Source organism: Nocardioides sp. NPDC059952 (genome assembly GCF_042730435.1).
GTDB lineage: Bacteria > Actinomycetota > Actinomycetes > Propionibacteriales > Nocardioidaceae > Nocardioides.
On the sequence record NZ_JBHWLY010000001.1, the window covers coordinates 164,923 to 191,075 of the forward strand.

The 26,153-nt window shown below is 69.6% G+C and carries 22 protein-coding genes; 8 read left to right on the forward strand and 14 right to left on the reverse strand.

The features are described 5' to 3' along the window. Window positions 1–24: 24 nt before the first annotated feature. The 7 genes from ACFV9G_RS00760 to ACFV9G_RS00790 form a co-directional block, all read right to left on the reverse strand. Window positions 25–972 (reverse strand): RNA polymerase sigma-70 factor, encoded by a 948-nt coding sequence (locus ACFV9G_RS00760; protein ID WP_378723903.1) that lies wholly within the window; start codon window positions 970–972, stop codon window positions 25–27. Window positions 973–1,052: 80 nt separating this feature from the next. After that, complete coding sequence (locus tag ACFV9G_RS00765) at window positions 1,053–2,234, reverse strand: NAD(P)/FAD-dependent oxidoreductase (protein WP_378723905.1); 1,182 nt, start codon at window positions 2,232–2,234, stop codon at window positions 1,053–1,055. A gap of 64 nt (window positions 2,235–2,298) precedes the next feature. Continuing rightward, on the reverse strand, window positions 2,299–3,273 hold the full coding sequence (locus tag ACFV9G_RS00770) for an ABC transporter substrate-binding protein (RefSeq protein WP_378723906.1): 975 nt from the start codon (window positions 3,271–3,273) through the stop codon (window positions 2,299–2,301). Between the two features lie 42 nt (window positions 3,274–3,315). Beyond that, on the reverse strand, window positions 3,316–5,361 hold the full coding sequence (locus ACFV9G_RS00775; RefSeq protein WP_378723908.1) for an ABC transporter permease: 2,046 nt from the start codon (window positions 5,359–5,361) through the stop codon (window positions 3,316–3,318). 5 nt (window positions 5,362–5,366) lie between these two features. After that, window positions 5,367–6,500: a glycine betaine/L-proline ABC transporter ATP-binding protein gene (locus tag ACFV9G_RS00780; RefSeq protein WP_378723911.1), complete on the reverse strand. Its 1,134-nt coding sequence runs from the start codon at window positions 6,498–6,500 to the stop codon at window positions 5,367–5,369. Then, complete coding sequence (gene betA, locus ACFV9G_RS00785; protein ID WP_378723913.1) at window positions 6,497–8,227, reverse strand: choline dehydrogenase; 1,731 nt, start codon at window positions 8,225–8,227, stop codon at window positions 6,497–6,499. Before betA ends, ACFV9G_RS00780 begins: the two co-directional genes overlap by 4 nt. Before the next feature lie 17 nt (window positions 8,228–8,244). After that, window positions 8,245–9,714, reverse strand: a complete 1,470-nt coding sequence (locus tag ACFV9G_RS00790) for an aldehyde dehydrogenase family protein (protein ID WP_378723916.1) — start codon at window positions 9,712–9,714, stop codon at window positions 8,245–8,247. A gap of 168 nt (window positions 9,715–9,882) precedes the next feature. On the opposite strand from ACFV9G_RS00790, the gene ACFV9G_RS00795 reads away from it, so the two are divergent. After that, a complete protein-coding gene (locus ACFV9G_RS00795; protein WP_378723918.1) occupies window positions 9,883–10,455 on the forward strand; it encodes a TetR/AcrR family transcriptional regulator in 573 nt (190 codons plus the stop codon). Between the two features lie 63 nt (window positions 10,456–10,518). On the opposite strand, the gene ACFV9G_RS00800 is transcribed toward ACFV9G_RS00795, so the two are convergent. The 3 genes from ACFV9G_RS00800 to ACFV9G_RS00810 form a co-directional block, all read right to left on the reverse strand. Beyond that, entirely contained in the window at window positions 10,519–11,088 is a 570-nt protein-coding gene (locus ACFV9G_RS00800) for a Uma2 family endonuclease (protein WP_378723921.1), read from the reverse strand. A gap of 396 nt (window positions 11,089–11,484) precedes the next feature. Continuing rightward, on the reverse strand, window positions 11,485–12,759 hold the full coding sequence (locus ACFV9G_RS00805) for a DUF222 domain-containing protein (protein ID WP_378723924.1): 1,275 nt from the start codon (window positions 12,757–12,759) through the stop codon (window positions 11,485–11,487). Window positions 12,760–13,129: 370 nt separating this feature from the next. Continuing rightward, window positions 13,130–13,525, reverse strand: a complete 396-nt coding sequence (locus tag ACFV9G_RS00810) for a hypothetical protein (protein WP_378723927.1) — start codon at window positions 13,523–13,525, stop codon at window positions 13,130–13,132. Between the two features lie 105 nt (window positions 13,526–13,630). On the opposite strand from ACFV9G_RS00810, the gene ACFV9G_RS00815 reads away from it, so the two are divergent. The 4 genes from ACFV9G_RS00815 to ACFV9G_RS00830 all read left to right on the forward strand — a co-directional run bounded on the left by ACFV9G_RS00815 (window position 13,631) and on the right by ACFV9G_RS00830 (window position 17,057). After that, entirely contained in the window at window positions 13,631–14,845 is a 1,215-nt protein-coding gene (locus ACFV9G_RS00815) for a homogentisate 1,2-dioxygenase (protein WP_378723929.1), read from the forward strand. A 79-nt stretch (window positions 14,846–14,924) separates the two neighbouring features. Continuing rightward, complete coding sequence (gene fahA, locus ACFV9G_RS00820; protein ID WP_378723932.1) at window positions 14,925–16,115, forward strand: fumarylacetoacetase; 1,191 nt, start codon at window positions 14,925–14,927, stop codon at window positions 16,113–16,115. Continuing rightward, a complete protein-coding gene (locus tag ACFV9G_RS00825; protein WP_378723933.1) occupies window positions 16,112–16,540 on the forward strand; it encodes an acyl-CoA thioesterase in 429 nt (142 codons plus the stop codon). The genes fahA and ACFV9G_RS00825 overlap by 4 nt, the downstream gene beginning before the upstream one ends. A 10-nt stretch (window positions 16,541–16,550) precedes the next feature. Then, window positions 16,551–17,057, forward strand: a complete 507-nt coding sequence (locus tag ACFV9G_RS00830; protein WP_378723936.1) for a pyridoxamine 5'-phosphate oxidase family protein — start codon at window positions 16,551–16,553, stop codon at window positions 17,055–17,057. A gap of 148 nt (window positions 17,058–17,205) precedes the next feature. Here ACFV9G_RS00830 and ACFV9G_RS00835 read toward each other — a convergent pair whose 3' ends face one another. The 3 genes from ACFV9G_RS00835 to ACFV9G_RS00845 are packed head-to-tail and all read right to left on the reverse strand — an operon-like array spanning window position 17,206 to window position 20,679. Beyond that, window positions 17,206–18,744, reverse strand: a complete 1,539-nt coding sequence (locus ACFV9G_RS00835) for a long-chain fatty acid--CoA ligase (RefSeq protein ID WP_378723939.1) — start codon at window positions 18,742–18,744, stop codon at window positions 17,206–17,208. A gap of 10 nt (window positions 18,745–18,754) precedes the next feature. Then, window positions 18,755–19,894, reverse strand: coding sequence for a DUF5938 domain-containing protein (locus ACFV9G_RS00840; protein WP_378723941.1), 1,140 nt, complete (start codon window positions 19,892–19,894; stop codon window positions 18,755–18,757). Between the two features lie 2 nt (window positions 19,895–19,896). Continuing rightward, the gene (locus tag ACFV9G_RS00845; protein WP_378723944.1) at window positions 19,897–20,679 is read right to left on the reverse strand and encodes an SDR family NAD(P)-dependent oxidoreductase; all 783 of its coding nucleotides are present in this window, start codon (window positions 20,677–20,679) and stop codon (window positions 19,897–19,899) included. 150 nt (window positions 20,680–20,829) lie between these two features. Here ACFV9G_RS00845 and ACFV9G_RS00850 point away from each other — a divergent pair, with 150 nt between their 5' ends. Then, on the forward strand, window positions 20,830–21,462 hold the full coding sequence (locus tag ACFV9G_RS00850; RefSeq protein WP_378723946.1) for a TetR/AcrR family transcriptional regulator: 633 nt from the start codon (window positions 20,830–20,832) through the stop codon (window positions 21,460–21,462). 7 nt (window positions 21,463–21,469) lie between these two features. Here ACFV9G_RS00850 and ACFV9G_RS00855 read toward each other — a convergent pair whose 3' ends face one another. Further along, window positions 21,470–22,930, reverse strand: coding sequence for an amidohydrolase family protein (locus ACFV9G_RS00855; RefSeq protein WP_378723949.1), 1,461 nt, complete (start codon window positions 22,928–22,930; stop codon window positions 21,470–21,472). A 117-nt stretch (window positions 22,931–23,047) separates the two neighbouring features. Here ACFV9G_RS00855 and ACFV9G_RS00860 point away from each other — a divergent pair, with 117 nt between their 5' ends. Both ACFV9G_RS00860 and ACFV9G_RS00865 read left to right on the forward strand, forming a co-directional pair. Beyond that, complete coding sequence (locus ACFV9G_RS00860) at window positions 23,048–24,436, forward strand: serine hydrolase domain-containing protein (RefSeq protein ID WP_378723952.1); 1,389 nt, start codon at window positions 23,048–23,050, stop codon at window positions 24,434–24,436. A 69-nt stretch (window positions 24,437–24,505) separates the two neighbouring features. Continuing rightward, window positions 24,506–26,113 carry an ABC transporter substrate-binding protein gene (locus ACFV9G_RS00865; RefSeq protein WP_378723954.1) on the forward strand — a complete coding sequence of 536 codons (1,608 nt, stop codon included), beginning with the start codon at window positions 24,506–24,508 and terminating at the stop codon, window positions 26,111–26,113. The last annotated feature ends 40 nt before the right edge of the window (window positions 26,114–26,153 follow it).

Sequence of the window (26,153 nt, forward strand, 5' to 3'; positions counted from 1 at the left end):
ACCGCGCCGCCGCGGGCAGCGACATCACTGCCCGCGGCGGTGGCGATTGCGGCGGCGGACGACGTCCTTCAGGTCGGCGACCGGGCCCAGGTGGTCCAGCTTCTCGGGGTTGGTGACCGAGCGGATCCGCTGGACCTGGCCGTCGAGGATGTCGAGGGTCCAGGTGCCGAGGATGGCGCCGTCGGCGTCGCGCAGGATGGCTCCGGGCTCGCCGTTGAGCTCGCGCTGCTCCAGGCGGGCGCCCATGGCGAGCAGGGGTGGTACGGCCGCGACCAGGATGCGCGCGGCCTTCTCCGCACCGAACCGGCCGCCGATGCCACCGGCCACGCCGCCACCGTCGTTGACGGTCTCCACGTCCGCGGCCAGCAGCGCCTGGAGCCGGTCGACGTCACCGTCGCGCAACGCCTCGAAGAACCGGCTCGAGAGCTCGACCCGCTTGCGCCGGTCGGCCTCGAACCGCGGCTTGCCGTCGTCCATGTGGCGCCGGGCCCGGGAGGCGAGCTGACGGCAGGCGGCCTCGGACCGGTCGACCGCTGCGGCGATGTCGGCGAAGCCGAAGTGGAAGACCTCGCGCAGCACGAAGACCGCCCGCTCCAAGGGGCTGAGCCGCTCGAGCAGCAGCAGCGCTGCCATCGACACCGAGTCGGCCAGCTCGGTCGCGCGCTCCGGGCTCGCGTAGAGACCCGCATGATCGTCGACGTGGGCGTCGGTCGGCAGCGGCTCGGGGAACCACGGCCCGACGTACGTCTCCCGACGGACCCGGGCGGAGCGCAGCACGTCGAGAGAGATCCGGGTGACCACGGTCGAGAGGTAGGCCTTGAGCGAGTCGGGCTCGGTCGAGGTCCCCTCCAGCCGGATCCAGGTCTCCTGCACCGCGTCCTCCGCCTCGCCCACGCTGCCGAGGATCCGGTAGGCGATCGAGAACAGCAGCGGCCGCAGCTCCTCGAACTCGATCTCGGTCTCAGGTGTCACGGTCGTCCTCCTCGGTAGACATCTTCCACCCTGGGACGAGACAGCGCCCGGGACTGTGACATCGCGACCTCAGCCGAGATTCACCGGCTGGGTTCCCGGACCGGCGGGGTGGCCGCTGCCGCCTGGACGCGTGCGGCGCGCGAGCGGTCCTTGACGACGAACGCGGATCCGGGACGACGCGCCTCCATCCCCAGGACCCAGACCGTGCTGCGGCAGACGATCTCCTTCACCTTCGCCGCGGGCATGCCGCGGAGACGGGCGCCCACGGCCGAGTCGTCGCGGTGGGCGAAGTTCACCAGGCCCAGCCCGCGGCCGATACTGATGCACTCGCCCACGAAGCCGATGCTGACCGGCTTCGGCTTCGAGCCCGCGAGGCGCGTGAGCACCGTCTCGGCGGCGAGCGGCCCGAGCTGGTTCGCGGCCTGGCAGCTCATCCGGTACGCCAGGCCCGAGGGCGCCGAGGCGTCGCCGGTCGCGACGATCCGGTCGTCGTCGATGCTGGTCAGGGTCTCGTCGGTGACCAGCCGGCCGACCTCGTCGGTGGAGAGCCCGCTGCGGCGCGCCAGGTCCGGCGTGGTGAAACCGGCGGTCCAGATCGTCACCGAGCTGGGCAGCTCGCGGCCGTTGTCGAGGCGTACGCGGCCGTCCAGCACCTCTGCCACCCGGGCGCCCTCGATGATGCCGACGCCGAGCCGCCGCAGGGCGCGCTCGGCATCGGCGCGGCCCTTCTCGTGCAGCCACGGGCCGAGCCTGTCGCCGCAGATCAGAGCCACGTTGCGGCCGGCCTCGGCGAGCTCGGAGGAGACCTCGATGCCGGTCGGCCCGCCGCCGACGACGACCACCGGCGCGTCGGCCGGCGTCGTCTCCAGCGCCGCCTTCAGCCGGGTCGCTTCCTCGTAGGTCGAGATCCCGAAGGCGTGATCCGCGGTGCCGGGCACGCGGCTCGTGCCGGCGCTGCCGACGGCGTAGACCAGGTAGTCGTACGACATCTCCTCCCCGCTGCCGAGCGCGACGGTCCGCGCGCCCGCGTCGATGGAGGCCACGGTGTCGACCACCAGCCGCACGCGCGGGCTGAGCACGTCGGTGTAGGCCACCACGGCCTCCGAGGTCCCACCGACCAGCTGGTGCAGCCGGATCCGCTCGACGAACTGGTCGCGCGGGTTGACCAGGGTGATCGCGATGTCCTCGCGCTTGGTGAGCCGGTTGGCGGCCATCACGCCGGCGTATCCGCCACCGACGACGATCACGTGGTGCTTGCTCATGGGGTCCTCCTGCTTGTTGCGGTTCATACCCCTAGGACACCGGCGACCGCCGTGCTGTGACAGGTCATTCCTTCAGCCAGGCGTCCACCTTCTCGGGGTTGGCGTCGACCCACTTCTTGGCGGCGTCGTCGGGGTTCATCTGGTCCACGGAGATGTACTTCGCGACCAGGTTCTGGTCCTCGTTGGTCCAGGAGAAGTTCTTGACCAGGTCGACCGCCGGGCTCTTGGAGTCCGCGAACTCCTTCGACACGACCTTGTTCAGGTCGTAGACCGGGTAGTCGCAGGCGACCTTGGCGGCGTCGGCGTCGCAGCCGTCGGTGTACTCGGGCAGGTCGATCTTGACCAGGTCCACCTCGCTGAGGAACCACTGCGGCTCGTAGAAGTAGCCGAGCATCGGCTTCTTGTTCTTCTCCGCATCGCGGAACGCCTCGATGAGGGCGGTCTCGCTGCCGGCGTAGACGACCTTGTAGTCGAGCTTCAGGTTGCTCACCAGCGCCTCGTCGTTGGTGACGAAGCCCGGGTCGCCGTCATAGAGCGTGCCCTTGTCCCCGGACTCGGTGGTCTTGAACAGGGAGGCGTACTTGTTGAGGTTGTTCCAGTCCGTGATGTCGGGGTACTTCTCCGCCATCCACGGCGGTACGTACCAGCCGATGACTCCCTCGTTGCCGGTCGACCCGAAGTCGACGGCCGAGCCGTCACCGCCCTGGTCGGCCATGTACTTCTTCTGCAGCTCGGGGTGGCCCCAGTTCTCCACGACGACGTCGACCTCGCCGCTGCCGAAGCCCTTCCAGGAGACCTGCTCGTCGAGGTCCTTGTAGTTGACCGTGCAGCCCAGCTGGGTCTCGGCGACGTGGCCGAGCACGTGGGCGTCGGCCTCGTAGCCGACCCATGGGTTGATCGCGACGTCGAGGTCGCCGCACTCGGTGTCGCCGTCGGCGGTCGCGTTCTCGATCGAACCACCGCCACATCCGGTCAGGGTGATGGCCAGGCCGAATCCGGCCAGGACAGCCGCGACTGTGCGCGGGCGCTTGAGTTCCATGCTGTTGCCTCTCGGGAAGGGGGTGTGGAACATCGCCGGGTCTCAGGCCCGCGAAGATGTGGATGCGGCGGACGCCCGCTGGGCGCCGTACGTCGTGATGCGGTCGAGCATGATGCCGATCAGCACGATGGTGAGTCCGGCGGCGAGGCCGCGGCCGACGGCGCTGGACTGACGGAAACCGGTCACCACGTCGAAGCCCAGCGCGCCGGCGCCCGCCATGCCGCCGATGACGACCATCGACAGCACGTAGAGCAGGCCCTGGTTGGTCGCCAGCAGCACGGAGCTGCGCGCCATCGGCAGCTGGACCTTGGTGATCATCTGCCAGGCGGAGGAGCCCGCCATCTCGGCGGCCTCGATCGTGTTGGGGGAGACCGCGCGCACGCCGTCGGCGACCAGCTTGATCGCGACCGGAGCGGCGTAGACGACGCCGGCGAGCATCGCGGTGAAGCGGTTGGGGCCGAACAGGATCAGGATGGGGACGAGGTAGACGAACGGCGGCAGGGTCTGGCCCATGTCGAGGATCGGCCGCAGACCGATGTCGACCCGGTTGCTGCGGCCCATGAGCACGCCGAAGACCACCGCGAGCAGCACCACGACGACGGTCGCCACCAGACAGGCGGTGAGGGTCTCCATGGCGTGGTTCCACAGGCCGAGGCCGAGGATCATACCCAGGCAGAGAACGGTCGCGACCGCGGCGCGGCGGCCACCGACCACGGCGGCGATGGCCAAGATGGCGGCCGCTGTCACGAACCACGGGGAGTCCGCGAAGAGGCTCTGGATCGGGTTGAGGGCGTAGTCGGTGAACCCACGCTGGATGCCGTCCGTCAGCTGCGACAGGTCGCTGCGCAGCCACTCGCCGAAGCGGTCGACGGCGTTGCGCAGCGGCGTGCCGAGGTCGGGCTGCGACGGGAACTCGTTGGCCCAGATGTAGTTGTGGGACAGGTAGAGCGCGATCAATGTGCCGATCGTCGCGATGGCCAGGCCGATGCGACGGAACGGGCCACCCCGCTCGCCGGCACGGGCGGCGAGCTCGGCGCGGAATCCGGCCGCGGTCATCGACCGGTCGAGCATGACGGCCATGATCACGATCGCGATGCCGGCCACGAACGAGGTGCCGAGCTGGCCGCGCTTGAGGCCGTCGAGCACGGGCTGGCCCAGGCCCGGGCTGTCGATGTACGCCGCGATGGTCGCCATCGAGAGCGCCGCCATCATGGTCTGGTTGATGCCGGCGATGATCGTGCGCTTGGCCATCGGCAGCTCGACGTTCCAGAGCCGTTGGAGGCCGGTCTGCCCGAGCGAGTCGGTCGCCTCGATCACCGGGCCGGAGACCGACCGGATGCCGTGCGCGGTGATCCGGATGACCGGTGGCGCGGCGTAGATCAGCGTCATCATCACCGCGGCCGCCGGACCGATCCCGAAGAGGATGCTCATCGGCAGCAAGTAGACGAACGGCGGCATCGTCTGCATGACGTCGAGGATCGGCGTGACGAGGGCGGACACGCGCCGGCTGTGTGCCATCAGGACACCGATCGCGATGCCGGCGATGCACGAGACCACGACCGCGAAGAAGGTCACGATCAGGAGGTCGATGGCGTCGTTCCAGTAGCCGAGCACCCCGAAGGCGAGGAAGCACGGCACCACCAGCGCGACCGTGCGCCAGCCGGCCGCGGCGTACGCCACCAGGGCCGCCAGCGCAATGGTGCCGAGCCAGCCGATCTGCGGTAGCGGGCGCGGGAACCGGGCGACGGTGAAGATGCTCTGAAGCCACGCGAAGACGCTGTCGACGAGGTCGGCGATCGCGCCCGCGAGGTTGATCACCAGGTTGCTGCCGTCTGATGCGGCCTGCTCGACCCAGGCGCTGCGGTCGCCGAGCCAGTCGAAGACCGGTGTGCGGGCGGAGCCCCCGATCGCCAGCGTGTACTGATCCTTGAAGAGCGCCCACGCCAGCACCCACACCGCGAGCAGGACGAGCAGCGAGGTCGCGCGCCAGTGGCGGCGCAGGGTCGTCAGCGCCGGTGATCCAGCCGGCTCCTGGTCACGGCGTTCGCCGCCGCTGGGTGTGGGACGTTCGAGTGTCGATGTGGACATGCCACTTACTCCCCGGCCCCGGGGCCGGCCTCAGGACCGGACTCCGTGACCGTCTCCTCCTCGGCGACGACCACGCGCAGGATGTTCTCGTCGTCGACGATGCCGATCAGCTCGCCGTTCTCGACGACGCGCACGGGATGGGCAGAGGCGAGGGCCACGCGGGCGGCCTGCCACACGACCGTGTCGGGGTCCATGGCGGGCCCGTCGAGGGAGTCCCCGGGACGTACGGGCTGCATGACGTACCGCAGGGTCAGCACATGCCCCTTCGGGACCTCGCTGACGAAGTCGCGGACGTAGTCGTCGGCAGGGTGGGCGACGATCTCGGCGGCGGTGCCGAGCTGCACCATCTCGCCGTCGCGCATGATGAGGATCCGGTCCCCGAGCTTGATGGCTTCCTGGAGGTCGTGGGTGATGAAGACCATGGTCTTGCCGACCTCGTGGTGCAGCCGCACGATCTCGTCCTGCATGTCGCGCCGGATCAGCGGGTCGAGGGCGGAGAACGGCTCGTCGAAGAAGAGCACCTGCGGGTCGACGGCGAGCGCCCGGGCCAGGCCGACGCGCTGCTGCATGCCGCCGGAGAGCTGGTCGGGGAAGGAGTTCTCGTAGCCCGACAGGCCGACCAGGTCGACCATCTCCTGGGCCCGGCGACGGCGCTCGGCCTTGCCTTCGCCGCGGACCTCGAGGCCGTAGGCCACGTTGTCGATCACCGTGCGGTGCGGGAGCAGGCCGAAGTGCTGGAAGACCATCGACATGTGCCGGCGCCGCATGTCGCGCAGCTTGCCGGAGGGGAGGGAGGTGATCTCCTCGCCGTTGACGACCACGCTGCCGGCGGTGGGCTCGATGAGCCGGTTGAGCAGCCGGACCAGGGTCGACTTTCCCGACCCCGACAGGCCCATGATCACGAAGACCTCGCCCGGCTGGACCTCGAAGGAGATGTCCTTCACCGCGGCGACGCAGCCGGTCTTCGCCTGCAGGTCCGTGCGGGACAGCGTCGCGTCGCCGGAGCCGATGATCTTGTCCGCCTTGGCGCCGAAGATCTTCCACAGCCCCTCGACCCTGAGAGCGGGCGGGGTGGCGGCAGCCACGTCGGTAGCTCCTAGGACGTTGGTGCCCTCTGTGTCCGTGGTCCGGATGGTCATGCCAGCTCACCTGTCCTGACCGCCGGCTCGGGGTCGAGCGGGCTGCCCTCGCGGTAGTTGTAGAAGGGAACCTCTGACGGCGGCAGCGGAGTCTTGCCGAGGATCAGGTCGGCAGTCTTCTCGGCCACCATCATCACCGGGGCGTAGATGTTGCCGTTGGTGACGTAGGGGAAGACGCTGGCATCGCAGACCCGCAGACCGTCGGTGCCGTGCACCTTCATCGTCAGAGGATCGGTCACGGCCATCTCCCCGGTGCCCATCGCCGCCGTGCACGAGGGGTGCAGCGCGGTCTCGGCGTCCTCACGCACCCACTCGAGGATCTCCTCGTCGGTCTCCACCGACGGTCCGGGGGAGATCTCCCCGTCGTTGTACGCCGCGAACGCAGGCTGGTTGAGGATGTCGCGCGCGACCCGGATCGCCTCCACCCACTCCTTGCGGTCGGTCGGCGTCGAGAGGTAGTTGAACCGCATGGACGGGTGCACGCGCGGGTCCTTGGACTCGATGCGCACCCAGCCGCGGGTGTCGGCGTACATCGGGCCGATGTGGACCTGATAGCCGTGACCCTCGGTCGGGCTGGTGCCGTCGTAGCGGATCGCGATCGGCAGGAAGTGGAACATCAGGTTGGGGTAGTCGACATCCTCGTTGGAACGGCAGAATCCGCCGCCCTCGAAGTGGTTGGTCGCGCCCAGGCCCTTGCGCTGGAACAGCCACTGCCAGGCGATCTTCGGGCGCTGGTGCCAGGCCAGGCCGGGGGCGATCGAGACCGGTTGCTTCGAGGCGTACTGGATGTAGACCTCGAGATGGTCCTGCAGGTTCTCGCCGACGCCGGGCAGGTGGTGGACCAGCGGGATGTCGTGCTGCGCGAGGAGCTGGCGGTCGCCGATGCCGCTGAGCTGGAGCAGCTGCGGGGTGTTGATCGCGCCGCCACAGAGGATCACGTCACCAGCGTGGACGGTGTGCCGGCGGGCAGCGCGGCCGACGCCGCGGGTGTATTCGACGCCGGTCGCGCGGGGCGTGTCGCCGGTGGTGTCGAAGAGGATCTTCTCGGCGAACGCGAAGGTCTGGACGGTGAGGTTCGGGCGCTTCTTCGCGGGGTGCAGGTAGGCCCGGGCGGCTGACCATCGGCGGCCGCGCTTGACGTTGCGGTCGAAGGGCGCGAAGCCCTCCTGACGGTAGCCGTTGACGTCGTCGGTCAGCGGATAGCCGGCCTCCTGGACCGCGTCGAAGAACGCGCCGAAGAGGGGGTTCTCGCACTTGCCGCGTTCGAGGTGGAGCGGGCCTTCGCCGCCGCGCCAGTCATCGGCTCCAGAGCTGCCGTCGGCCAGGTGCCGACTCTCCATCCGCTTGAAGTAGGGCAGGCAGTGGGCGTAGTCCCAGGTCTCCATGCCCGGGTCGGAGGCCCAGCGCTCGTAGTCCAGCGGGTTGCCGCGCTGGAAGATCATGCCGTTGATGCTGCTGGAGCCACCGAGGACCTTGCCGCGGGCGTGGTAGACCTTGCGGCCACCCATGTGCGGCTCCGGGTCGGTCTCGTACTTCCAGTCGTAGAACCGACTGCCGATCGGGAACGGGAGTGCCGCCGGCATGTGCACGAACGGGTCGATCTTGTAGTCGCTGTGCCCGGCCTCGAGCACCAGGACGCGGTGAGCGGGGTCCTCGCTGAGACGCGCGGCCAGTGCGCTGCCGGCCGAACCACCGCCGACGATCACGTAGTCGTACTGCTTGTCCATCGAAGTAGCTCCTGCTCTCACGCGCCGAACCAACGGCTGGGCTCGGGGGTGGTGTTGTGCCAGATGTGCTTCGCCTCGCGATACTCGTCCAGGCCTGCCATGCCGAGCTCGCGGCCGACGCCGGACTGCTTGAACCCGCCCCACTCGGCCTGCGGCACGTAGGGATGGAAGTCGTTGATCCAGACCGTGCCCGCGCGCAGCCCCGCGGCGATCCGGCGCGCTCGATCGGGATCGGAGGTCCACACCCCGCCGGCCAGACCGAAGATCGTGTCGTTGGCCAGGGCCAGGGCCTCGTCCTCGGTGCGGAAGGTCTCCACGGTCAGCACCGGCCCGAAGGACTCCTCACGCACGACGGACATCCCGGCGGTGCAACGGTCGAGCACCGTGGGCGGGAAGAAGTAGCCATCGGCGTACTCGGGATCGGTGAGGCGGGCGCCGCCGCAGCGCAGCACGGCGCCCTCGGCGATACCGGCCTCGACGTACGCCGTCACCTTCTCCAGGTGCGGTAGAGAGATGAGCGGACCCGTCTCCGCCTTGTCGTCGAAGGGGCCTCCGAGCCGGATGGCGGATGCCCGCTCGACGAGCGCGTCGACGAACTCGTCGTGGATCGACTCCTCGACCAGGAGGCGGGCGCCGGCGGAGCAGACCTGCCCGGAGTGGAGGAAGACCGCGGTCAGCGCGTTGTCGAGGGCCGTCTCGCGGTCGGAGTCGGCGAAGACGATGTTGGGGTTCTTGCCGCCGAGCTCGAGGGCGACCTTCTTGACCGTGGCAGCGGCGGTGGCCATCAGGTGCTTGCCGGTCTCGAGGCCGCCGGTGAAGGAGAGCAGGTCGACCCGCGGATCCTCCGCGAGCGGAGCTCCCGCGACCGGACCGGCACCGAGGACGAGGTTGCCCACACCCGCCGGGAGCCCGGCCTCGGCCAGCAGCCTCATCAGGTGGATCGCGGTGTGTGGCGTCAGCTCGCTCGGCTTGAGGATGAAGGTGTTGCCCGCGGCCAGAGCCGGGGCGACCTTCCAGGCCGTCTGGAGGAGCGGGTAGTTCCACGGCGTGATGAGAGCGCAGACACCGACGGGCTCGTGGACGATCACCGACTCGACCTCGGGCCGGTCGGTGACGACCGGGCGAGTGTGGTCCTCGCCGGCGAGCCGCGCGTAGTGGTCGAAGACGGCGACGATGTCATCGATGTCGAGCTCGCTCTCGACCAGGCGCTTGCCCGTGTCGAGCGACTCGGCCCGGGCCACCAGCTGCTTGTCGCGCTCGAGCAGACGGGCGACCCGCTCCAGCAGGGCACCACGCTCGGCCGCCGAGGTGCGGGGCCATGGTCCCTCGTCGAAGGCGCGGCGTCCCGCGGCGATCGCGGAGCGGGTGTCCTCCGCTCCGGCCTCAGCAACGGTTCCGACGACCGCGCCGTCAGCGGGACAGCGGATCTCCCGCTGGTCGCCCGACTGCGCGGGCGACCAGCGCCCGTCGATGTAGATCTCGGCCATGCAACCTCCAGCATCGTGTTGCTCAACAGGCAACCGCGGGTGAATTGCAGAAGATCCTGCGCGGATGCGAAGGGCCAGGTCAAGGGCTTGTGGGACAAAATTGTTGCAGGCGGTACAAAATTGTTGCAGCTGTTACAAATGGCTCGAACCAGTTGTTAGAGTCGCCGCATGACGATCGCGACCACCGCGCCCGCCAAGGATCCGCAGCGCCGTGCTGCCTGGGCCGAGCTGGCGACCGACTACGTCCACGCCAACGGTCTGATCGGGCTGAGCCTGCGCCCGCTGGCGGCCGAGCTGGGCACCAGCAACCGGGTCCTGCTCTACCACTTCGGCACCAAGGACCAGCTGGTCGCCGACGTGCTCCGCACCTCCAACGAGCGGTCGGTCGCCGCGGTCGCCGCGCTCGAGCCCTCCAAGGACCTGCGGCTCGCCGTCCACGACCTCTGGTCGGTGATGGAGGGCGACCGGTGCAGCTGGATCTATGTGGAGGCGGCCGCTCTCGGCCTCTTCGGCAAGGAGCCGTACGCATCGGCGGTCCGCGAAGCCAACGCACTGTGGATCGCCGGCCTCATCGCGCATCTGGAGAAGTCCGGTGTGGGCCCCGCGGTCGCCGAACGGGCTGCCCACGTCATCGACGCCGCCTTCCAGGGTCTCCAGCTCAGCCTGGGCCTCGACGGCAGCCTCCCGGAGCGTGCTCGGTCCGTCGACGATCTCGCGGCCGCCGTCGCCGCTCTGGCCTGACCGGGGCCCTCGCGGTGCGGCTCTGCCGGCGATGGGGAAGCGGCGTGTCCGCGGAGGAGAAGGTCAGCGGAGCAGGTCGGTGAGGTCGATCTTGACCGGGAACGGCAACGGGACGTCGAGCCGGTCCCGGAAGATCCCGATCGGGACGTAGGCGTTGGTGAGGTCGTCGCGCTCATAGACATGGATCGCGGGCGCGCCGTCCTCGTTCTCGATGCGCCAGTAGTGAGCGATGCCCGCCTCGGCGTACTTCTGCGGCTTCACCGCCCGGTCGCGATGCTCGGACTCCGGCGAGACCACCTCGACGACGAGAGCCACCGAGCTCGCATCGTAGAAGGAGGCCTGGTCGGAGATCCGCGCCGTGCTCACCAGCACGTCCGGCTCCGGCCGGTTGCGCCTGTCGAGCACCACCGTCAGCTCCCGATCGACCTCGAACCCGTCGGGCGCCTGCGCCGTCAGCGCGTTGGTCAGGGCCGTGACGAGCCGACTGTGCCAGCGGCGCTGCGGTGACATATTGAAGACCAGGGCTCCGTCGATGAGTTCGGTATGACGCGGCGCCTCGACGAGCATGTCGAGGTCTTCGGAGTACCAACCCTCCTCACGGGGAGGGTGCATCCAGTCGGGCAACGCGGTCATGTCTTCGAGGATACCGCCTGATTCTTCTCGGGATCGCGTAAGCGTGTGTTGCTTCATGGGGTCGCCGCCGACCCTTGCTTCGATTGTTTCTCGATCACGCACCGCGTCAAGGACGGGCTTCGCCCGCCGGCTTCGCCGGTGGCCTGCGGCCATCCCTGACCCGACGCCCGATCGAGAAAGATTTCGCCTGTATCGGGCCGGCGGCGAGGGTGTGGCGCAGCGGATTCAGTTGGGCACGGGCTTGGGGCTGTAGCTGGTGTCCGGGGAAGGTTGAGGTCTCGTCGTGCGGGCGCGACTACAGGCGTGGGGAAGTCTCCGCGCCGGTGGGGAACACCTGCGGAAACGGTCCGGCACGGCGATCACCCCGGCCGGGATGAATCAGAACCCTGGCAGGCCTCAGGGTCGACGGGTGAACCGGATCGTGCCATCCGGCAACCGCTCATGGACATACGCCGGGGCGTGCGCCAGCCGATGGTGATGGGGACACAACAGGGCCCCGTCTTTGAGGTTGGTCTTGCCACCGGCGGCCCAGGGGTCGAGGTGGTGGGCATCGCACCACTCCGGGGGCATGTCACAGCCCTCGGCCTGGCAGCACTTCTGCTGCAACCGGAGTGCCTTGCGCTGGATGGGCTGGAAGAACCGGCTGCCTCGGCCGGCGTCGAGGACCTCACCATCCCCGCCCAGCACCCAGGGGATGATGGTGGCGTTGCAGGCCATCCGCCGGGCCTCAGCCGCCGAGATGGTGGTCCCGTTGGTCTCGTCGTAGCCCAGGGTGGCGACCCCGAGGTCCTTGCGGAGCTCGTCGAGGGAGATCACCACGTTGATCGTGGTCGCGTCACCGCCGTGGCGGGGCAGCGCGGCGGGGTCGAGGGTCTCCAACAGGCGGGAGAACCCCTGACCCATCAGTCGCTCCCAGGGCGGCAACGCCGCACCCTTGGCGACGAGCTGCTGTTTGCGGGGTTGGGCGTAGGCCTCGACGAGTCGTTTGAACCGCATCCCGATCGAGACCGGCAGCACCCCGTCGAACCCGACGGTCCCGTCGTGGTTGTCCCAGACCCGCAGCGCGGTCCTCTGCTGGGCACGTTCCTCCTCGGCCAGCAGGGCTCGGGCTTCGGCGTCCTCGAACCGGACCGGGTCGATCTCGACCAGGATTCGTTTGCCGGCGATCCGCAGCTGGTTCGCGGTCAAAGTGCGCGCGTAGTCGACCAGCAGCTTCTCGGCCAAGACCAGGTCCTCGGCACTCGCGACCGGGTCGGCCTTGATCTTGTCCAGCGCCCGGGTGATCACCCGGGCCTTGTCCTGGGACACGACACCTTCGGCCAGACCGGCTGCGACCAGGTCGTAGTTGGCGACCCCGGTGGCGAGTTTGAGCTGGGAGCGGGCCACGGCCCTGTCGACCAACAGTTCGGCCCGCATCCAGGCGGAGGCGTCCTTCGCGCCGGTCTCCTCGGCGATATCCCCGGCCGTGGCCAGGACTCGTAGCTTCAGTGCGGCCTGCTGGGCCTGGAGTTTCTCCAGCCGTTCCAGCAGGTCCTTCTTCTGCCCGGTGCGCCAATAGGCCGGGTCGCTCGCGAGGAGGTCGTGGAGGGCGGTTTCGATGGCCGTCAGAGCGGCGTCGATCGCGTCACCGGGGTTGGTGCCCCAGTGGCCGAGGTCGTGCTCGAGACTCATCGCGTTTCCTCCCTGCAGAGGTGTGTCGTGGTGGGTCTGATTCTACGCCTTGAACGGATACCTAACCACCCATAGGTGCAGGTCAAACACTATGTTCGCGGTGAGCGAACGGCATCGCTTCTGTGGATGGTAAGTGGCCCGAAGGGCCACCCCTCCATCCCCACAAGCCCCACGAATCCCAGCAGGATTCCGCTGCGCCACACCCGGGCCGCCGCCCCGATAACCAGCCAAATCTTTCTCGATCTGGTCCGGAGTCCAGGACCGCGAAGCGGCCGGCGAAGCCGGCGCCCGCAGGGCGTCCTTGACGCCGGACCAGATCGAGAAGACCCTCAAGAACGGGTCGGCGGCCCCGCCAGCCAAAGAAGAACAGTCAGGCGAAGTCGACGAGCCGCCCATCCGCATGCATGACACACCCTCGCCCGATCCAGGCAACAGCATGCTCCTTGTCCCCGACGGCGATGTAGGAGTAGCTCGGCGGAACCCAGACGAGGTCGTAGGAGACATCACCCAGAGCCACCTCGGTGGCACGAACCGCATCGTCGGAGGGGTCGAGAGTGCGTACGGCCTGCTCGACGGAGTCGAAGTATCTTCGGCCGTCCTCGGACAGTTCCTTCGCACACCAGGCGCACATGCCGAGGGAGTCGATCTGCGCGGCATTGGCCCTGATCGGTGCGTCGAGACCGAGGAGCTGGGGGCAGGCCCGAACGTGTAGGAGACGACCCGTCGCGTGCGCCACGAAGAGGGTCTCGGGGGTCTCGGAGGGCATCTCCGGAGCCTAGGGGAGGAACCATGCCCCACCCGGTATCTGAGACAAAGTCAGGACGTTCGACCCCCGTGATCGGTGTGGTCCAGGTCACGTACGATCCGAGGTATGGCGCATTACCAAAAGCGCGGGCACATCCCGCCCAAGCGGCACACCCAACACCGCGACGGAGAAGGGAATCTCTACTACGAAGAGCTCATGGGCGAGGAAGGGTTCTCCTCGGACTCCTCGTTGCTCTACCACCGCTACATCCCCTCGGCGGTGAAGGACGTACGCGTCTGGGAGCTGCCCGACCACGGCACGACCCCCAACCATCCGCTGCGCCCGATGCACCTGGGGCTTCACGATCTTTTCGAAGCCGAAGAATGGAAGAGTCACGACGCGGTGACCGGACGCCGCCTGGTGCTCGGCAACGGCGACGTGAGGCTGCACTACGCGGTCGCGGGGGAGGCCTCGCCGCTCTACCGCAACGCGATCGGCGACGAGTGTGTCTACGTCGAGTCCGGCAGCGGGGTCGTCGAGACGGTCTTCGGCGACCTGGAGGTCGGTGAGGGCGACTACGTGGTGATCCCGCGTGCCACCACCCACCGGTGGGTGCCGAGCGGCGACGAGCCGCTGCGCGTCTATGCGATCGAGGCGAACTCCCACATCGCCCCGCCGAAGCGCTATCTCTCCCGGTTCGGCCAGTTCCTCGAGCACGCCCCGTACTGCGAGCGGGACCTCCGGCTCCCGACCGATCCGCAGACCGTGGACGCGACCGAGGCAGAGGCCCACGGAATCGAGGTCTACATCAAGCATCGGGGCCCGGGCGCCGGCGGGATCGCCGGCTCGGTCCACGTCCTCCCGCACCACCCGTTCGACGTCGTCGGCTGGGACGGCTGCCTCTATCCCTACGTCTTCAACGTCGCCGACTACATGCCGATCACCGGCAAGGTGCACCAGCCGCCGCCCGTGCACCAGGTCTTCGAGGGCAACAACTTCGTGATCTGCAACTTCGTGCCGCGCAAGGTGGACTACCACGAGCTCGCGGTGCCGGTGCCCTACTACCACTCCAACGTCGACTCCGACGAGGTCATGTTCTACGTAGGCGGCGACTACGAGGCCCGCAAGGGCTCCGGGATCGGCATCGGCTCGATCACGCTCCACCCCGGTGGCCACGCCCACGGGCCGCAGCCCGGTGCGACGGAGCGCAGCCTGGGCGCGGAGTTCTTCGACGAGCTCGCGGTCATGGTCGACACCTTCCGGCCGCTCGAGGTCGGCGAGGCGGGTGCGGCCGTCGACGACGGCAAGTACGCCTGGACCTGGGCCGGCGGCCGCCAGTGAGCGAGCGTCAGCGAGCGAACAGACAAGACCACACGCGGCCGCGTCCGTATCCTGGCGCTTGCGCTACGGAGGTGGCCGCGTGAGCACCTGGCTGGACATCGGAGACAGTCAGTTCGGCCTCGAGGCGCTTCCGTACGCCACCTTCCGCACCGCCGCGGACCCCACGCCGCGGCTCGGGGCGCGGATCGGTGATCTGGTGCTCGACGTCGCCGCGGTCACAGGTGTCGGCGAAGGCGGTCTCGACGCGCTGCTCGCCGCCGGGCCGGCGGTCTGGACGGACGTACGCGCCGAGCTGACCCGGCTGCTCAGCGACCCCGGGAACGAGGCCGAGGTCAGACCGCACCTGGTGCCGATCGAGGAGGCCGACCTTCTGCTGCCGTTCACGGTGGCCGACTACGTCGACTTCTACGCCTCCGAGCACCACGCGTCCAACGTCGGGAAGATGTTCCGCCCCGACTCCGAGCCGCTGACGCCCAACTGGAAGCACCTGCCGATCGGCTACCACGGCCGCTCGGGCACGGTCGTCGTCTCCGGCACTGACGTCGTCCGGCCGACCGGGCTGCGGAAGACGCCCGACGGGATCGTCGACGGCCCTTCGATCCGCCTCGACATCGAGGCCGAGATGGGGTTCGTGGTCGGCGTCGGCTCGGACCGAGGCACTCCGGTCCCGCTCGCCGAGGCCGCCGACCACATCTTCGGGATCACGCTCCTCAACGACTGGTCGGCGCGCGACATCCAGGCCTGGGAGTACGTCCCGCTGGGCCCGTTCCTCGGCAAGTCGTTCGCGACCTCGATCTCGCCGTGGGTCCTTCCGCTCGCGGCGCTCGAGGCCGCCCGGGTGAGCCCGCCGGAACGCGACGTCCCGTTGACCGGCTACCTCGACGACTCGGCGCTCGAGCCGTGGGCCCTCGACCTCGCCCTCGAGGTCAGGCTCAACGGTTCGCTGGTCGCCGAGCCGCCGTACGCCACGATGTACTGGACCGCACCGCAGATGCTCGCGCACATGAGCGCCAACGGCGCCTCGCTCCGCGTCGGCGACCTGTTCGCCAGCGGCACGATCAGCGGCCCCGAGCCGGGTCAGCGCGGCTCGCTCCTCGAGCTCAGCTGGTCAGGGGCCGAGCCGTTCAAGCTGGACGACGGCTCCACTCGTACGTTCCTGGAAGACGGCGACGAGGTCACGATCACCGCGACGGCGCCGGCGCCGGGCGGCGGCCGGATCGCGTTCGGCGAGGTCAGCGGGCGGATCCTGCCCGCGAAGGAGCGCCCATGACGACGGTCTACGAGTTCACGCCCCGCTACCTCGAGGTCGACATGCAGGGGGTGATGTTCAACGGCTGGTACCTCGCCTACGTCGACGAGGCGATGAACCACTTCATCGATGCGTGCGGGGTGCCCTACCCGCGCTGGGAGGAGCTCGGCGTCGACGTCCAGCTCGTCCACGCGGACCTGGACTGGAAGGCCGGCATCGGCTTCGGCGACAAGGTCCAGGTGCCGGTGCGCACCACCCGGATCGGCACCAAGAGCTTCACCCTCGAGTTCGAGTTCCGCCGGGGCGAGGAGGTCACCTGTGCCGTCTCGGTCGTCTACGTGGTCGTCGCCGCCGACGGCTCGGGTTCGACCGCCGTCCCGCCGGAGATCGCTGCCGCGATCGGATATCCGCAAGAACGGTCAAGCGGCCAGGAGGCAACGGTGTGAGACTCGTCGTGTGCTCGAGACAGATGAAGAGATCGCCGACCTGCAACGCCTCCTGGACGCTTCGATCGGCCGCGCGAGCGGCCACCTGACCGGCATCGTCAATGCCGAGAATCGCCTGAACGCACGCCAGCTCGTCACCGAGCTGACGGGCATGAAGGTGCTGGTGCTGGCCACCGTGACCGCCCGCGGCGAGCCGCGGACGAGCTGCGTCGACGGCCACTTCGTGCACGGTCGCTGGCTGTTCGGGACCTCTCCCACCGCCGTCAAGGCCAAGCACATGCTCGCCCGCCCCGCCGTCAGCGCGACCCACGTCGACGGGGAGCGCGTCGGCGTCTTCACCCACGGCACCGCGCACGTGGTCTCCGAAGGGCCCGAGTTCGAGGCCCACAACGCCTACTTCACCGAGTTCTACGGCTCGGACCCGCAGACCTGGGAAGGGCCGGGCGTGGTCTATGCCACCATCGAGCCGAGCTGGATGGTCGCGTACGCCGCGAAGGCAGCTTCGTTTCCGGGCTGAACATTTACGGCCGAGTCGGCGCATCCGTCCCCTCTCACTCGCTTCGCTTCGCGAGACACGGGGACAGATCCGCCGACTCGGCACCACGAGTCTCTCTCGCTTCGCTTCGCGAGACACGGGGACAGATCCGCCGACTCGGCACCACGAGTTAGCTCGTCAGCTCCCGTTTTATCTCGGTCTTGAGCACCTTGCCGACCTTCGAACGTGGCAGGTCGGGCCAGACCTCGATCTGCTTGGGGGTCTTGACCGCGCCGATCCGCTCCTTGACGTACGCCTTGAGGTCGGCGACGTCGACCTCGGCACCGGGCCGGGGGAGGACGACGGCGGTGACGCGCTCGCCCCACTTCTCGTCGGGCAGGCCGACGACGGCGCAGTCGGCGATGGACGGATGGGTCATCAGCGCCTGCTCGACCTCGGTCGAGTAGACGTTGAAACCACCGGTGATCACCATGTCCTTGGCGCGGTCGACGATGTGCAGGAAGCCGTCCTCGTCGAGGAAGCCGATGTCGCCGGTGTGGTGCCAGCCGTGCGCGCTCGCCTCGGCGGTCGCCTCGGGATTGTCGAGGTAGCCGCGCATGACCAGGGAGCTGCGTACGACGATCTCGCCGCGCTCACCGGAGCCGAGCAGCGCGCCGCGCTCGCCCATGATCGACACGGTCACCAGCGGCGCCGGCCGGCCGGCCGAGGAGAGCCGCTCGGCGGCGACGGTGCCGTCCTCGTGGAAGTGGTCGGCGGGCGCCATGGTGGCGATCATCATCGGCGCCTCGGTCTGCCCGAACAGCTGCGCCATCACCGGTCCGATCCGGGTCAGCGCCTCCTCCAGGCGCGTCGACGACATCGGCGCCGCGCCGTACCAGAAGCAGCGCAGCGACTTCAGGTCGGTCGACTTCAGTGCCGGGTGGTCCAGCACCAGGTAGATCAGCGTCGGCGGCAGGAACGTGTGGGTGACCTGATGGCGCTCGATGTGCTCGAGGAACGCACCCACGTCCGGCGTACGCATCACCACGATCTGGCCGCCCAGGCACAGCACGGGGAAGCAGAGCACCCCGGCGGCGTGGGTGAGCGGCGCGAGCGCGAGGTAGGTCGGCCTCGTCGGCGCACCCGGCCACGGGTAGGCCATCAGGGTGATCGCCGACATCGTCTCCAGGTTGGTGCCGGTGAGCATGACGCCCTTGGGTCGCCCGGTGGTCCCGCCGGTGCCGACGACCATCGCGAGATCGTCCACGGCGTCGACCGGTTCGAGGGCCGAAGCGGGCGAGCCGAGGAAGTCGTCCCAGTCGATAGCCCACTCATAGGTCGCGTCGAGGCAGACCAACGTGGTCAGCTCCGGCAGATCTCCACGGATCTGGTCGACCAGGCCGGCGAAGGCCGACTGGAAGATCAGCGCCGAGCAGCCGAACAGGTCCAGCAGCTCCCGGTTCTCGGCGGCTTCGCTGCGCGGGTTGATCGGGCACCAGACGCCCCCCGCGCGGCTGATCCCGAAGACGGAGGCGAAGGCGACCGGGTCGTTGGCCGAGAGGATGGCGACCTTGTCGCCCGGGGCGACGCCGCGGGCCCGAAGGCCCGCGGCGACACGCACCGAGAGATCGACGACCTCGGCGTAGGACCAGGTGTCCTCGCCGCAGACGAGACAGGGGGCGTCGCCCCCCAGCGAGGCACCCTTGTCCAGATAGTCGACGAGCTGCATCGGGCCTCCCTCAGCCGCGCTGCCGGGTCACGACCGGCTCCGAGACCAGCCCGAAGGCCTGCAGCTGGCCGAGGAGCTCGCGGTGACCGAACGCCTGGCAGCCCGAGGCGAAGCCCACCCGGCGAGGCGGCTGCTGCAGCAGCGAGTAGGCGACGTACGCCTGCATCAGCCCGGTCTGCTTGTAGTTCTGGTTGCCGTGGATCACGCAGTGCGCGCGCCCCAGCGGGCCGGAGGCGTGGACCGAGTCGAGCGACTTGTTCAGGCGCGGGTTCTCGCGCGGCGGCATCTGGTTCATCACCTGGGCGGCCGTGGCGGTCAGCGCCTCGTCGCGCTGCTCGGCGTCCATGTCCTTGGTCGCCTCCAGCGCACCCGCCACGATCTGCGGCACCCCGTTCATCAGGGCGGCGTTGAAGACGCCACCCTGGGCCTTGCAGGTGGCCACCTTCGGGTCGCGGCGGTACCAGACCGGGTGCGAGGTGCCGCCCCACGGCAGCGAGAGCGCCAGCTCGTGCTGGCCCGGCACCACCAGCGGGACGAGCCCGGCGTTGGGGTCGAACTCGACGTACGCGTTCTGCTCCAGGTAGTGCGCCTTGGAGGTGGCCGCGTTGACCAGGATCGTGCGGGTCGAGGCGATCGTGGGGGAGCCACCCCAGAAGACCGCGATGTCGAGGGTGTCGAGGCCGGGCTGCTCGAGGCAGATCTCGGCCGCGATCTCGCCGGTGGTGTACATCTGCGCGATGCCCGGCGCGAGCAGCAGGCCCTTCTCGGCAAAACCCTCGCCGTAGGTCTCGTCGCAGGTGATCAGCCAGTCCTGCTCACCGGTGGTGTCGGTGTAGTGGACCCCGGCGGCCAGCGCGGCCTCCACGACCTCGGGACCGTACTGGGAGAACGGGCCGACGGTGTTGAGGACGACACGGGCGCCGGTGAGCAGCTCGGTGAGCGCCTCGACGGTGTGCTCGACCTCGGCGATCTCGTAGTCGGCGGTCTCGATGCCGGGTACGTGGGCGGCCATCGCGGCGACCAGCTTGTCCTTGGAGCGGCCGGCGGCCACGAACGGCACCCCGAGCTCACGCAGGTATTCACAGACCAGCCGGCCGGTGTAGCCGGAGGCGCCGTAGACGACGACGGGCTTGTTGTTGTTCTCGCTCATGGTCACATCCCCATTCCGCCGTCGACCGGCAGGCCGACTCCGTTGATGAACTTCGCCTGGTCGGAGGCGAGGAAGGCGACGGCGTCGGCCATGTCCTCGACCGTGCCGAGCCGGCCCGACGGGGTGAGGTCCACGACGCCGGCGACGGCCGCGTCGGGAGACTCGAAGAGCCCGAGGTTGGCGGTGTCGACGGCCAGCCCGACGCCCATCTCGGTCGGGACCAGTCCTGGGTAGATGCAGTTGATGCGTACGCCGTAGCCGAGCTTGCCGCTCTCCATCGCCGCCACGCGGGTCAGTCGGTCGACGGCGCTCTTGGTGGCCGAGTAGACCGAGATGCCCGGGAAAGCGATGGTGGCCGCGACGGAGGCGACGTTGATGATCACGCCTCCATTGCCCGCGGCGCCGTCGGGCCGCATCGTACGCAGCCCGTGCTTGAGGCCGAGGGCGGTGCCGAGCACGTTGACCTCGAGCATCTTCTTCACGTCGTTAGGGTCGAGCTCGGTGACCAGGCTGGTGATCTCGACACCGGCGTTGTTGACCAGGATGTCGAGGCCGCCGAGTGCGTCGACCGCGGCGGCCGCGCCCGCCTCCCAGGAGGCGTCGTCGGTGACGTCGAGGTGCACGAAAGTGCCGCCGATGGACTCGGCCACCTTGGTGCCCTCGCCGTCCTTGACGTCGGCGACGGCGACCTTGGCGCCGGCTGCCGCGAGCGCTCGGGCCATCCCCTCACCCAAGCCTTGGGCGCCGCCCGTGACGAGTGCCGTACGTCCGCTCAGATCGGTCATCTGTGACTCCTTCGTCGCTGTGATGTCGCTGTGATCCGGCTCACAGGCAATCGCGAATCTTGACGAGTGTCAAGAGTTTTCTTGACGATTGGCCAGAAAATGGTCCGGATGGCATCGACGACCGCACGGGAGGGGGTATCGTTGCCGCCCATGACCCAGGTCGCTGCCCCGAAGGCGTCTCGCCGCACGCCCGCCGACAAGCACGACGAACGCCGCAAGGCGCTCGCCGAGTCGGCGCTGCGCACCCTCGGGGAGCTGGGCTACGCGCGGGCCAGCCTGCGCGAGATCGCCAACAACTCCGAGTTCAGCCACGGCGTCGTGCACTACTACTTCAACGACAAGCTCGAGCTGATCGTCTACTGCGTGCGCTACTACAAGCAGACCTGCGTCCACCGCTACGACGGCGTCGTCGCCGAGGCGACCTCCCCGGACGACCTCGTCGCCCGGTTCGGTGACAAGCTCGTCGAGACGATCGTCGAGGAAGCGCCGATGCACCGGCTCTGGTACGACCTGCGCTCGCAGTCGATGTTCGAGGAGAGCCTGCGCGAGGCGGTCACCCAGATCGACCTGAGCCTGGAGGACATGATCGCGCGGGTCGTGAACCGCTACGCCGCGCTCGCCGGCACCGAGCCGGCGATCCCGGCGCCGGTCGCCTACGGGATGTTCGACGGCGTCTTCCAGCAGGCTCTGCTGGGCTACCTCAACGGTCGCGAGGCTGCCCTGGAGGATCTGCGCAGCCAGGTCGTCGGGCTGATGCCGATGCTGCTGGCGCCCAAGCGGTAGAGCCCGGTCAGCGGCGGATCGGCCGACCCGGGTACGCCGTCGGGTCGAGGCTGCCGTCGCGCACGACGAAGGTGCCGTCGACCAGGAGATGGACGACGCCGGCCGAGGGCCGGGTGGGATCGAGGTAGGTGGCCCGGTCGGTGATCCGGTCGGGGGAGAGTACGACCAGGTCGGCGTCGGCGCCGGGCGCGAGGTATCCCTTGCCGCGCATGGCCGGGGTGAACGGGGCGAGCACCTGAGCCGGTAGGTAGGAGCAGCGGCGGAAGGCCTCCGGCCAGGTCCAGGCGCTGGTCTCGCGGACCATGCGGCGCAACGAGCGGGCGTAGGTGCCTGAGGTACGAGGGTGGGTCTGGCCGCCGGGCGGCAGCGGCCACTCCCGGGTGTCGCTCACGCCGCCGGCCCACTCCACCGGCATCGCGTCGCTGGCCACGATCGCGTCCGGGAAGGCGAGGGCGCGCTGCAGCATCGCGTCGTCGACGGGGGAGTCCTCCTCGAGGAAGTGGACCACGCAGACGGCGCCGGGGTCGGTGGCGCGCAGCTCGGCCAGGCGCGCAACCGACGCGATCCGCTCGCCGGTGGTCACCATCGTGATCGAGGACGGCGTCAGGCCCCAGGCGCCGAGCCGCTCGGGTGCCAGGAAGAAGGCGCCGACGGCCGTGGAGCCGGCGCCGTACGGATAGGCCTCGACGGTGACGTCGGACCCGGCCGTGCGGGCATCATCGAGCAGGCCGAGGACGCGGTCTACGTGGCGGCGGGAGGTGCTGTTGACGTGGCAGTGGTGCATCCGGGCGCCCGTCTCGGCGGCGGCGCGGGTGATCTCCTCCGAGCCGTCGATCGGGGTGGTGGGGTCGGCCTCGACGATCTCGCGTACGTGGGTGAACGTCGCCGTGCCGCTGCGGGCGGCGAGCCGGGCGACGTCGAGGAACTCGGCGGGGTCCGAGCGTGGGGCGTAGCCCATCAGCACCCCGATCCCGAGCGCCCCTGCGGCCAGCTCGGACTCGAGCAGCTCGAGCCAGGCGTGCCGCTCCGCGGCCGAGGACGTACGTTGCCATGCCGGGTCGCCGAGCATCGACAACGAGGTCTCCAGGTCGGCGGCCGGCGTGATCCCGAGATGCGCGACGGCACGGGCATCGCCCCACGAGGCCGAGAAGCCGTAGTGGAGCACCCGGCCGTCGGCCGCGGCCCGCTCGTAGGCCAGGTCGAGAGGGAGCAGCCCCGACTCCAGGTCGAGGGTGGTGGTGACCCCGTCCATCGCCTGGAGGCGCTGGCCGGCGACCGAGTGGACGTGGCTGTGCAGGTCGACGAACCCGGGACCGACGACGAGCCCGGTCACGTCGATCACCTCGGCGGCCGGATCGTCGGGCACGCTCCCGACGGCCACCACGGACCCGTCGGAGACGGCGACGTCGGCCATCTGCTCGGTCCCTGCTCGGGGGTCGATGACCCGGCCACCACGGAGAATCAGCACCCCGCCATCAAACCGTCCTCCGCCACGGCGGCCATTGTCCGATCGGACAACAGCACCGCCCGTTGACTGTCCGATACGACGAGCACGTACACCGTCGGGACTCCCTACGGTTTCGGCATGCCCCACGACCAGACCCGCCCGGACGCCGCGCGGCACCTGCAGGAGAGCTTCGCCGACCTCGTCGCCGAGCACGGCGTGCCCGGCGCATCGATCGCCGTCCTCACCGGCGACGAGGTGATCACCGCTGCCGCCGGAACGGCCAGCCTGGCCACCGGGGTCGAGGTCGACACCGAGACCGTCTTCCAGATCGGCTCGATCACCAAGATCTGGACCACGACGCTGGTGATGCAGCTGGTCGACGACGGTCTCCTCGATCTGGACCGGCCGGTCCGTGACTACCTGCCGGAGCTCGTCATCGGCGACCGCGAGGCCGGCGAGACGATCACGACCCGCCAGCTGCTGTGCCACACGGCGGGCTTCGAGGGCGACATCTTCACCGACACCGGCCGCGGCGAGGACGCCGTCGAACGTTACGTCGCCACCCTCACCGACCTGCCGCAGCTGTTCGCCCCCGGTGAGACGTTCTCCTACAACAACACCGGCTTCGTCGTGCTCGGTCGGCTGGTCGAGGTGCTGCGAAAGGCCCCGTTCGACCAGGTGCTCCTCGATCGGATCGCGCGACCGCTCGGCCTCGCCAGCGTCTCCCCGAGTCCGTACGAGGCCATCCTGCGCCGTGCCGCCACCGGCCACATGCCGGGGGCCGACGGTGCCCCGGAGGCGGCGCCGACCTGGGCGCTGGCCAGGTCCAACGCGCCGGCCGGCTCCATGCTCGCGATGACGGCGAGCGACCTGCTCGGCTTCGTGCGGATGCACCTGAGCGGCGGCACCGCGCCCGACGGGACCCAGGTCCTCTCCGCCGCGGCCGTCGCGGCGATGCGGGAGCGGCAGGTCGAGCTGCCGCTGCTCTCCGGGATGGGCAGCGCCTGGGGCCTGGGCTGGGAGCTCGTCGACACCCCGCAGGGCGCCGTCCTCGCCCACGACGGCGGCACCATCGGCCAGGCCGCGTTCCTCCGGATCGTGCCCGAGCAGCGGCTGGCCGTCGCCCTGCTCACGAACGGAGGCGAGGTCTTCGGGCTCTTCAACGCCGCGGTCGCGGGACTGCTCGACGAGCTCGGAGGCGTACGACTTCCCGACCGGCCCACGCCACCGGTCGCGCCGGCGACGGTCGACGTCGACAGGTTCCTGGGCCCCTACGCGGACACGATCTACGACATCGAGGTCACTGCCGACGGTGCCGGCGGGCTCGTCCTCGACCGCACCCCCAAGGACATCATCGCCGAGATCGGCGAGCAGCCGATGCGGTTCTCCCTCGTCCACCTCGACGGCGACTCCTTCATCGCCACCGAGCCCGTCCGCGGAATCCACGTCGTCTTCGCCTTCCTCGGCGAGGCGGACGCCCCGGCGAAGTACGTCCACTACGGCCGCGTCGTCGCGCGCGCCGACTGACCACCCTGCGCGAGAACCCTGCCCGAAAAACCTTGCCCGAGAACCTTGTCCGAGAGAGGTACGTCCCCCATGAACCAGCGCCGAGCCCGAGCAGCCCTGAGACCCGCCCTCGCGGCGCTGACCCTGCCTCTGGCCGCCGCGGGCCTGGCCGCGTGCGGCTCCGGCTCGGGCGGCGGCACCGAGTCCGAGGCGTACGTCGACGGCGAGTCCTTCACGATGGCGATCGCCTCCGACCCCGGTGCCCTCGACCCGCACGGCGGCGTGACCAGCACCCTGCTGCAGCTGAGCCGGTTCGCGTACGACTCCTTGGTCAGCGTCGACCGTGACGGCGAGGTGCAGGCGCAGCTCGCGGAGAAGTGGAGCGTGGACGGCACCACGGTCACCTTCGACATCAAGGACGACGTGACCTGCGCGGACGGCTCGGAGTTCACTGCGCAGACCGTCGTCGACAACATCAGCTGGGTCGAGGACCCGAAGAACAAGAGCCCCTACCTGGGCGTCTTCATCCCGGCCGGCGCCACCGCGACGGCTTCCGGACAGACCGTGACGGTCACCTTGGCGGCGCCCGCGCCCTTCGTGCTGGCCTCCTTCTCCAACCTGCCGATGATCTGTGACAGCGGCCTCGCAGACCGGGCCGTCCTGAAGGCCGGGACCGCCGGCACCGGCCCGTACGTGCTGAAGGAGGCCGTCCCCGGCGACCACTACACCTACGAGGTCCGCGAGGGCTACGCCTGGGGTCCCGACGGCGCCACCACCGCGGCCGAGGGGACCCCGGCCACGGTCGAGGCCAAGATCGTCGCCAACGACACCACGGTCGCGAACCAGCTGCTCTCCGGGGACCTCAACGCCGCCTCGATCACCGGTCAGGACGCCGCCCGGCTGGACGCGGCGAAGCTGAACCGGGTCGACGCGCAGGCCGTGGTCGGCGAGCAGTGGTTCAACCACAACGAGGGCCACCCGACCGCTGACCCCGCGGTACGTGCCGCGCTGACCCAGGCGCTCGACCTGGCCGAGCTGCAGAAGGTGATCACCGCCGACAAGGGCGGTCCGGCCACCCAGCTCGCCGTCGTCGAGCCGGCCGGCTGCACCGGCTCCTCCGTCGACGGGAACCTCGCCGACGACGACACGGCTGCCGCCGAGAAGGCGCTCGAGGATGCCGGCTGGGCCGCGGGTGCCGACGGGGTCCGCACCAAGGCCGGGAAGCCGCTCGTGGTCGAGTTCGTCTACGACTCCTCGCTCGGCGCGCCCGGCACCGCCGCCGCCGAGCTGGCCGTCGCGGCGTGGAAGAAGGTCGGCATCGACGCCAAGGCCACGTCCCTGGACCAGACCGCGATCCAGACCGCGATGTTCGGCACCGGTGACTGGGACGTCGCCTGGGAGCCGCTCAACATCAACACCCCCGACCAGATCGTCCCGTTCCTCTCCGGGCCGGCGCCCGCCGAGGGCGGCAACAACTTCGCCGGCATCACCAACACCGGCTACGACGAAGCGGTGAAGACCGCGATGGCCAAGAACGGCGCCGAGGGCTGCGCGGACTGGCTGGCCGCGGAGGCGAGCCTGTTCGAGTCCTACGACGTGGTGCCGTTCGCCAACAACCTGCTGCCGTTCTTCTCCCAGGGTGCCGAGCTCGAGGTCGTCGGCGGTGTCGTCCCGACCAGCATCCGGATGCTGGGTTGAGGCAGGCGTCGATGACAGCGACATCAGCGGCGCCTGGACC

What these genes read in the sequence shown, in the direction of transcription:
- ACFV9G_RS00865 (WP_378723954.1), top strand. Translation starts at nt 24,506, where the DNA reads ATGAACCAGCGCCGAGCCCGAGCAGCCCTGAGACCCGCCCTCGCGGCG.
- ACFV9G_RS00800 (WP_378723921.1), bottom strand. Translation starts at nt 11,088, where the DNA reads ATGACCGCGTTGCCCGACTGGATGCACCCTCCCCGTGAGGAGGGTTGG.
- ACFV9G_RS00845 (WP_378723944.1), bottom strand. Translation starts at nt 20,679, where the DNA reads ATGACCGATCTGAGCGGACGTACGGCACTCGTCACGGGCGGCGCCCAA.
- ACFV9G_RS00780 (WP_378723911.1), bottom strand. Translation starts at nt 6,500, where the DNA reads ATGACCATCCGGACCACGGACACAGAGGGCACCAACGTCCTAGGAGCT.
- ACFV9G_RS00765 (WP_378723905.1), bottom strand. Translation starts at nt 2,234, where the DNA reads ATGAGCAAGCACCACGTGATCGTCGTCGGTGGCGGATACGCCGGCGTG.
- ACFV9G_RS00850 (WP_378723946.1), top strand. Translation starts at nt 20,830, where the DNA reads ATGACCCAGGTCGCTGCCCCGAAGGCGTCTCGCCGCACGCCCGCCGAC.
- ACFV9G_RS00775 (WP_378723908.1), bottom strand. Translation starts at nt 5,361, where the DNA reads ATGTCCACATCGACACTCGAACGTCCCACACCCAGCGGCGGCGAACGC.
- ACFV9G_RS00770 (WP_378723906.1), bottom strand. Translation starts at nt 3,273, where the DNA reads ATGGAACTCAAGCGCCCGCGCACAGTCGCGGCTGTCCTGGCCGGATTC.
- ACFV9G_RS00790 (WP_378723916.1), bottom strand. Translation starts at nt 9,714, where the DNA reads ATGGCCGAGATCTACATCGACGGGCGCTGGTCGCCCGCGCAGTCGGGC.
- ACFV9G_RS00795 (WP_378723918.1), top strand. Translation starts at nt 9,883, where the DNA reads ATGACGATCGCGACCACCGCGCCCGCCAAGGATCCGCAGCGCCGTGCT.
- ACFV9G_RS00810 (WP_378723927.1), bottom strand. Translation starts at nt 13,525, where the DNA reads ATGCCCTCCGAGACCCCCGAGACCCTCTTCGTGGCGCACGCGACGGGT.
- betA (WP_378723913.1), bottom strand. Translation starts at nt 8,227, where the DNA reads ATGGACAAGCAGTACGACTACGTGATCGTCGGCGGTGGTTCGGCCGGC.
- ACFV9G_RS00805 (WP_378723924.1), bottom strand. Translation starts at nt 12,759, where the DNA reads ATGAGTCTCGAGCACGACCTCGGCCACTGGGGCACCAACCCCGGTGAC.
- ACFV9G_RS00815 (WP_378723929.1), top strand. Translation starts at nt 13,631, where the DNA reads ATGGCGCATTACCAAAAGCGCGGGCACATCCCGCCCAAGCGGCACACC.
- ACFV9G_RS00860 (WP_378723952.1), top strand. Translation starts at nt 23,048, where the DNA reads ATGCCCCACGACCAGACCCGCCCGGACGCCGCGCGGCACCTGCAGGAG.
- ACFV9G_RS00825 (WP_378723933.1), top strand. Translation starts at nt 16,112, where the DNA reads ATGACGACGGTCTACGAGTTCACGCCCCGCTACCTCGAGGTCGACATG.
- ACFV9G_RS00840 (WP_378723941.1), bottom strand. Translation starts at nt 19,894, where the DNA reads ATGAGCGAGAACAACAACAAGCCCGTCGTCGTCTACGGCGCCTCCGGC.
- ACFV9G_RS00835 (WP_378723939.1), bottom strand. Translation starts at nt 18,744, where the DNA reads ATGCAGCTCGTCGACTATCTGGACAAGGGTGCCTCGCTGGGGGGCGAC.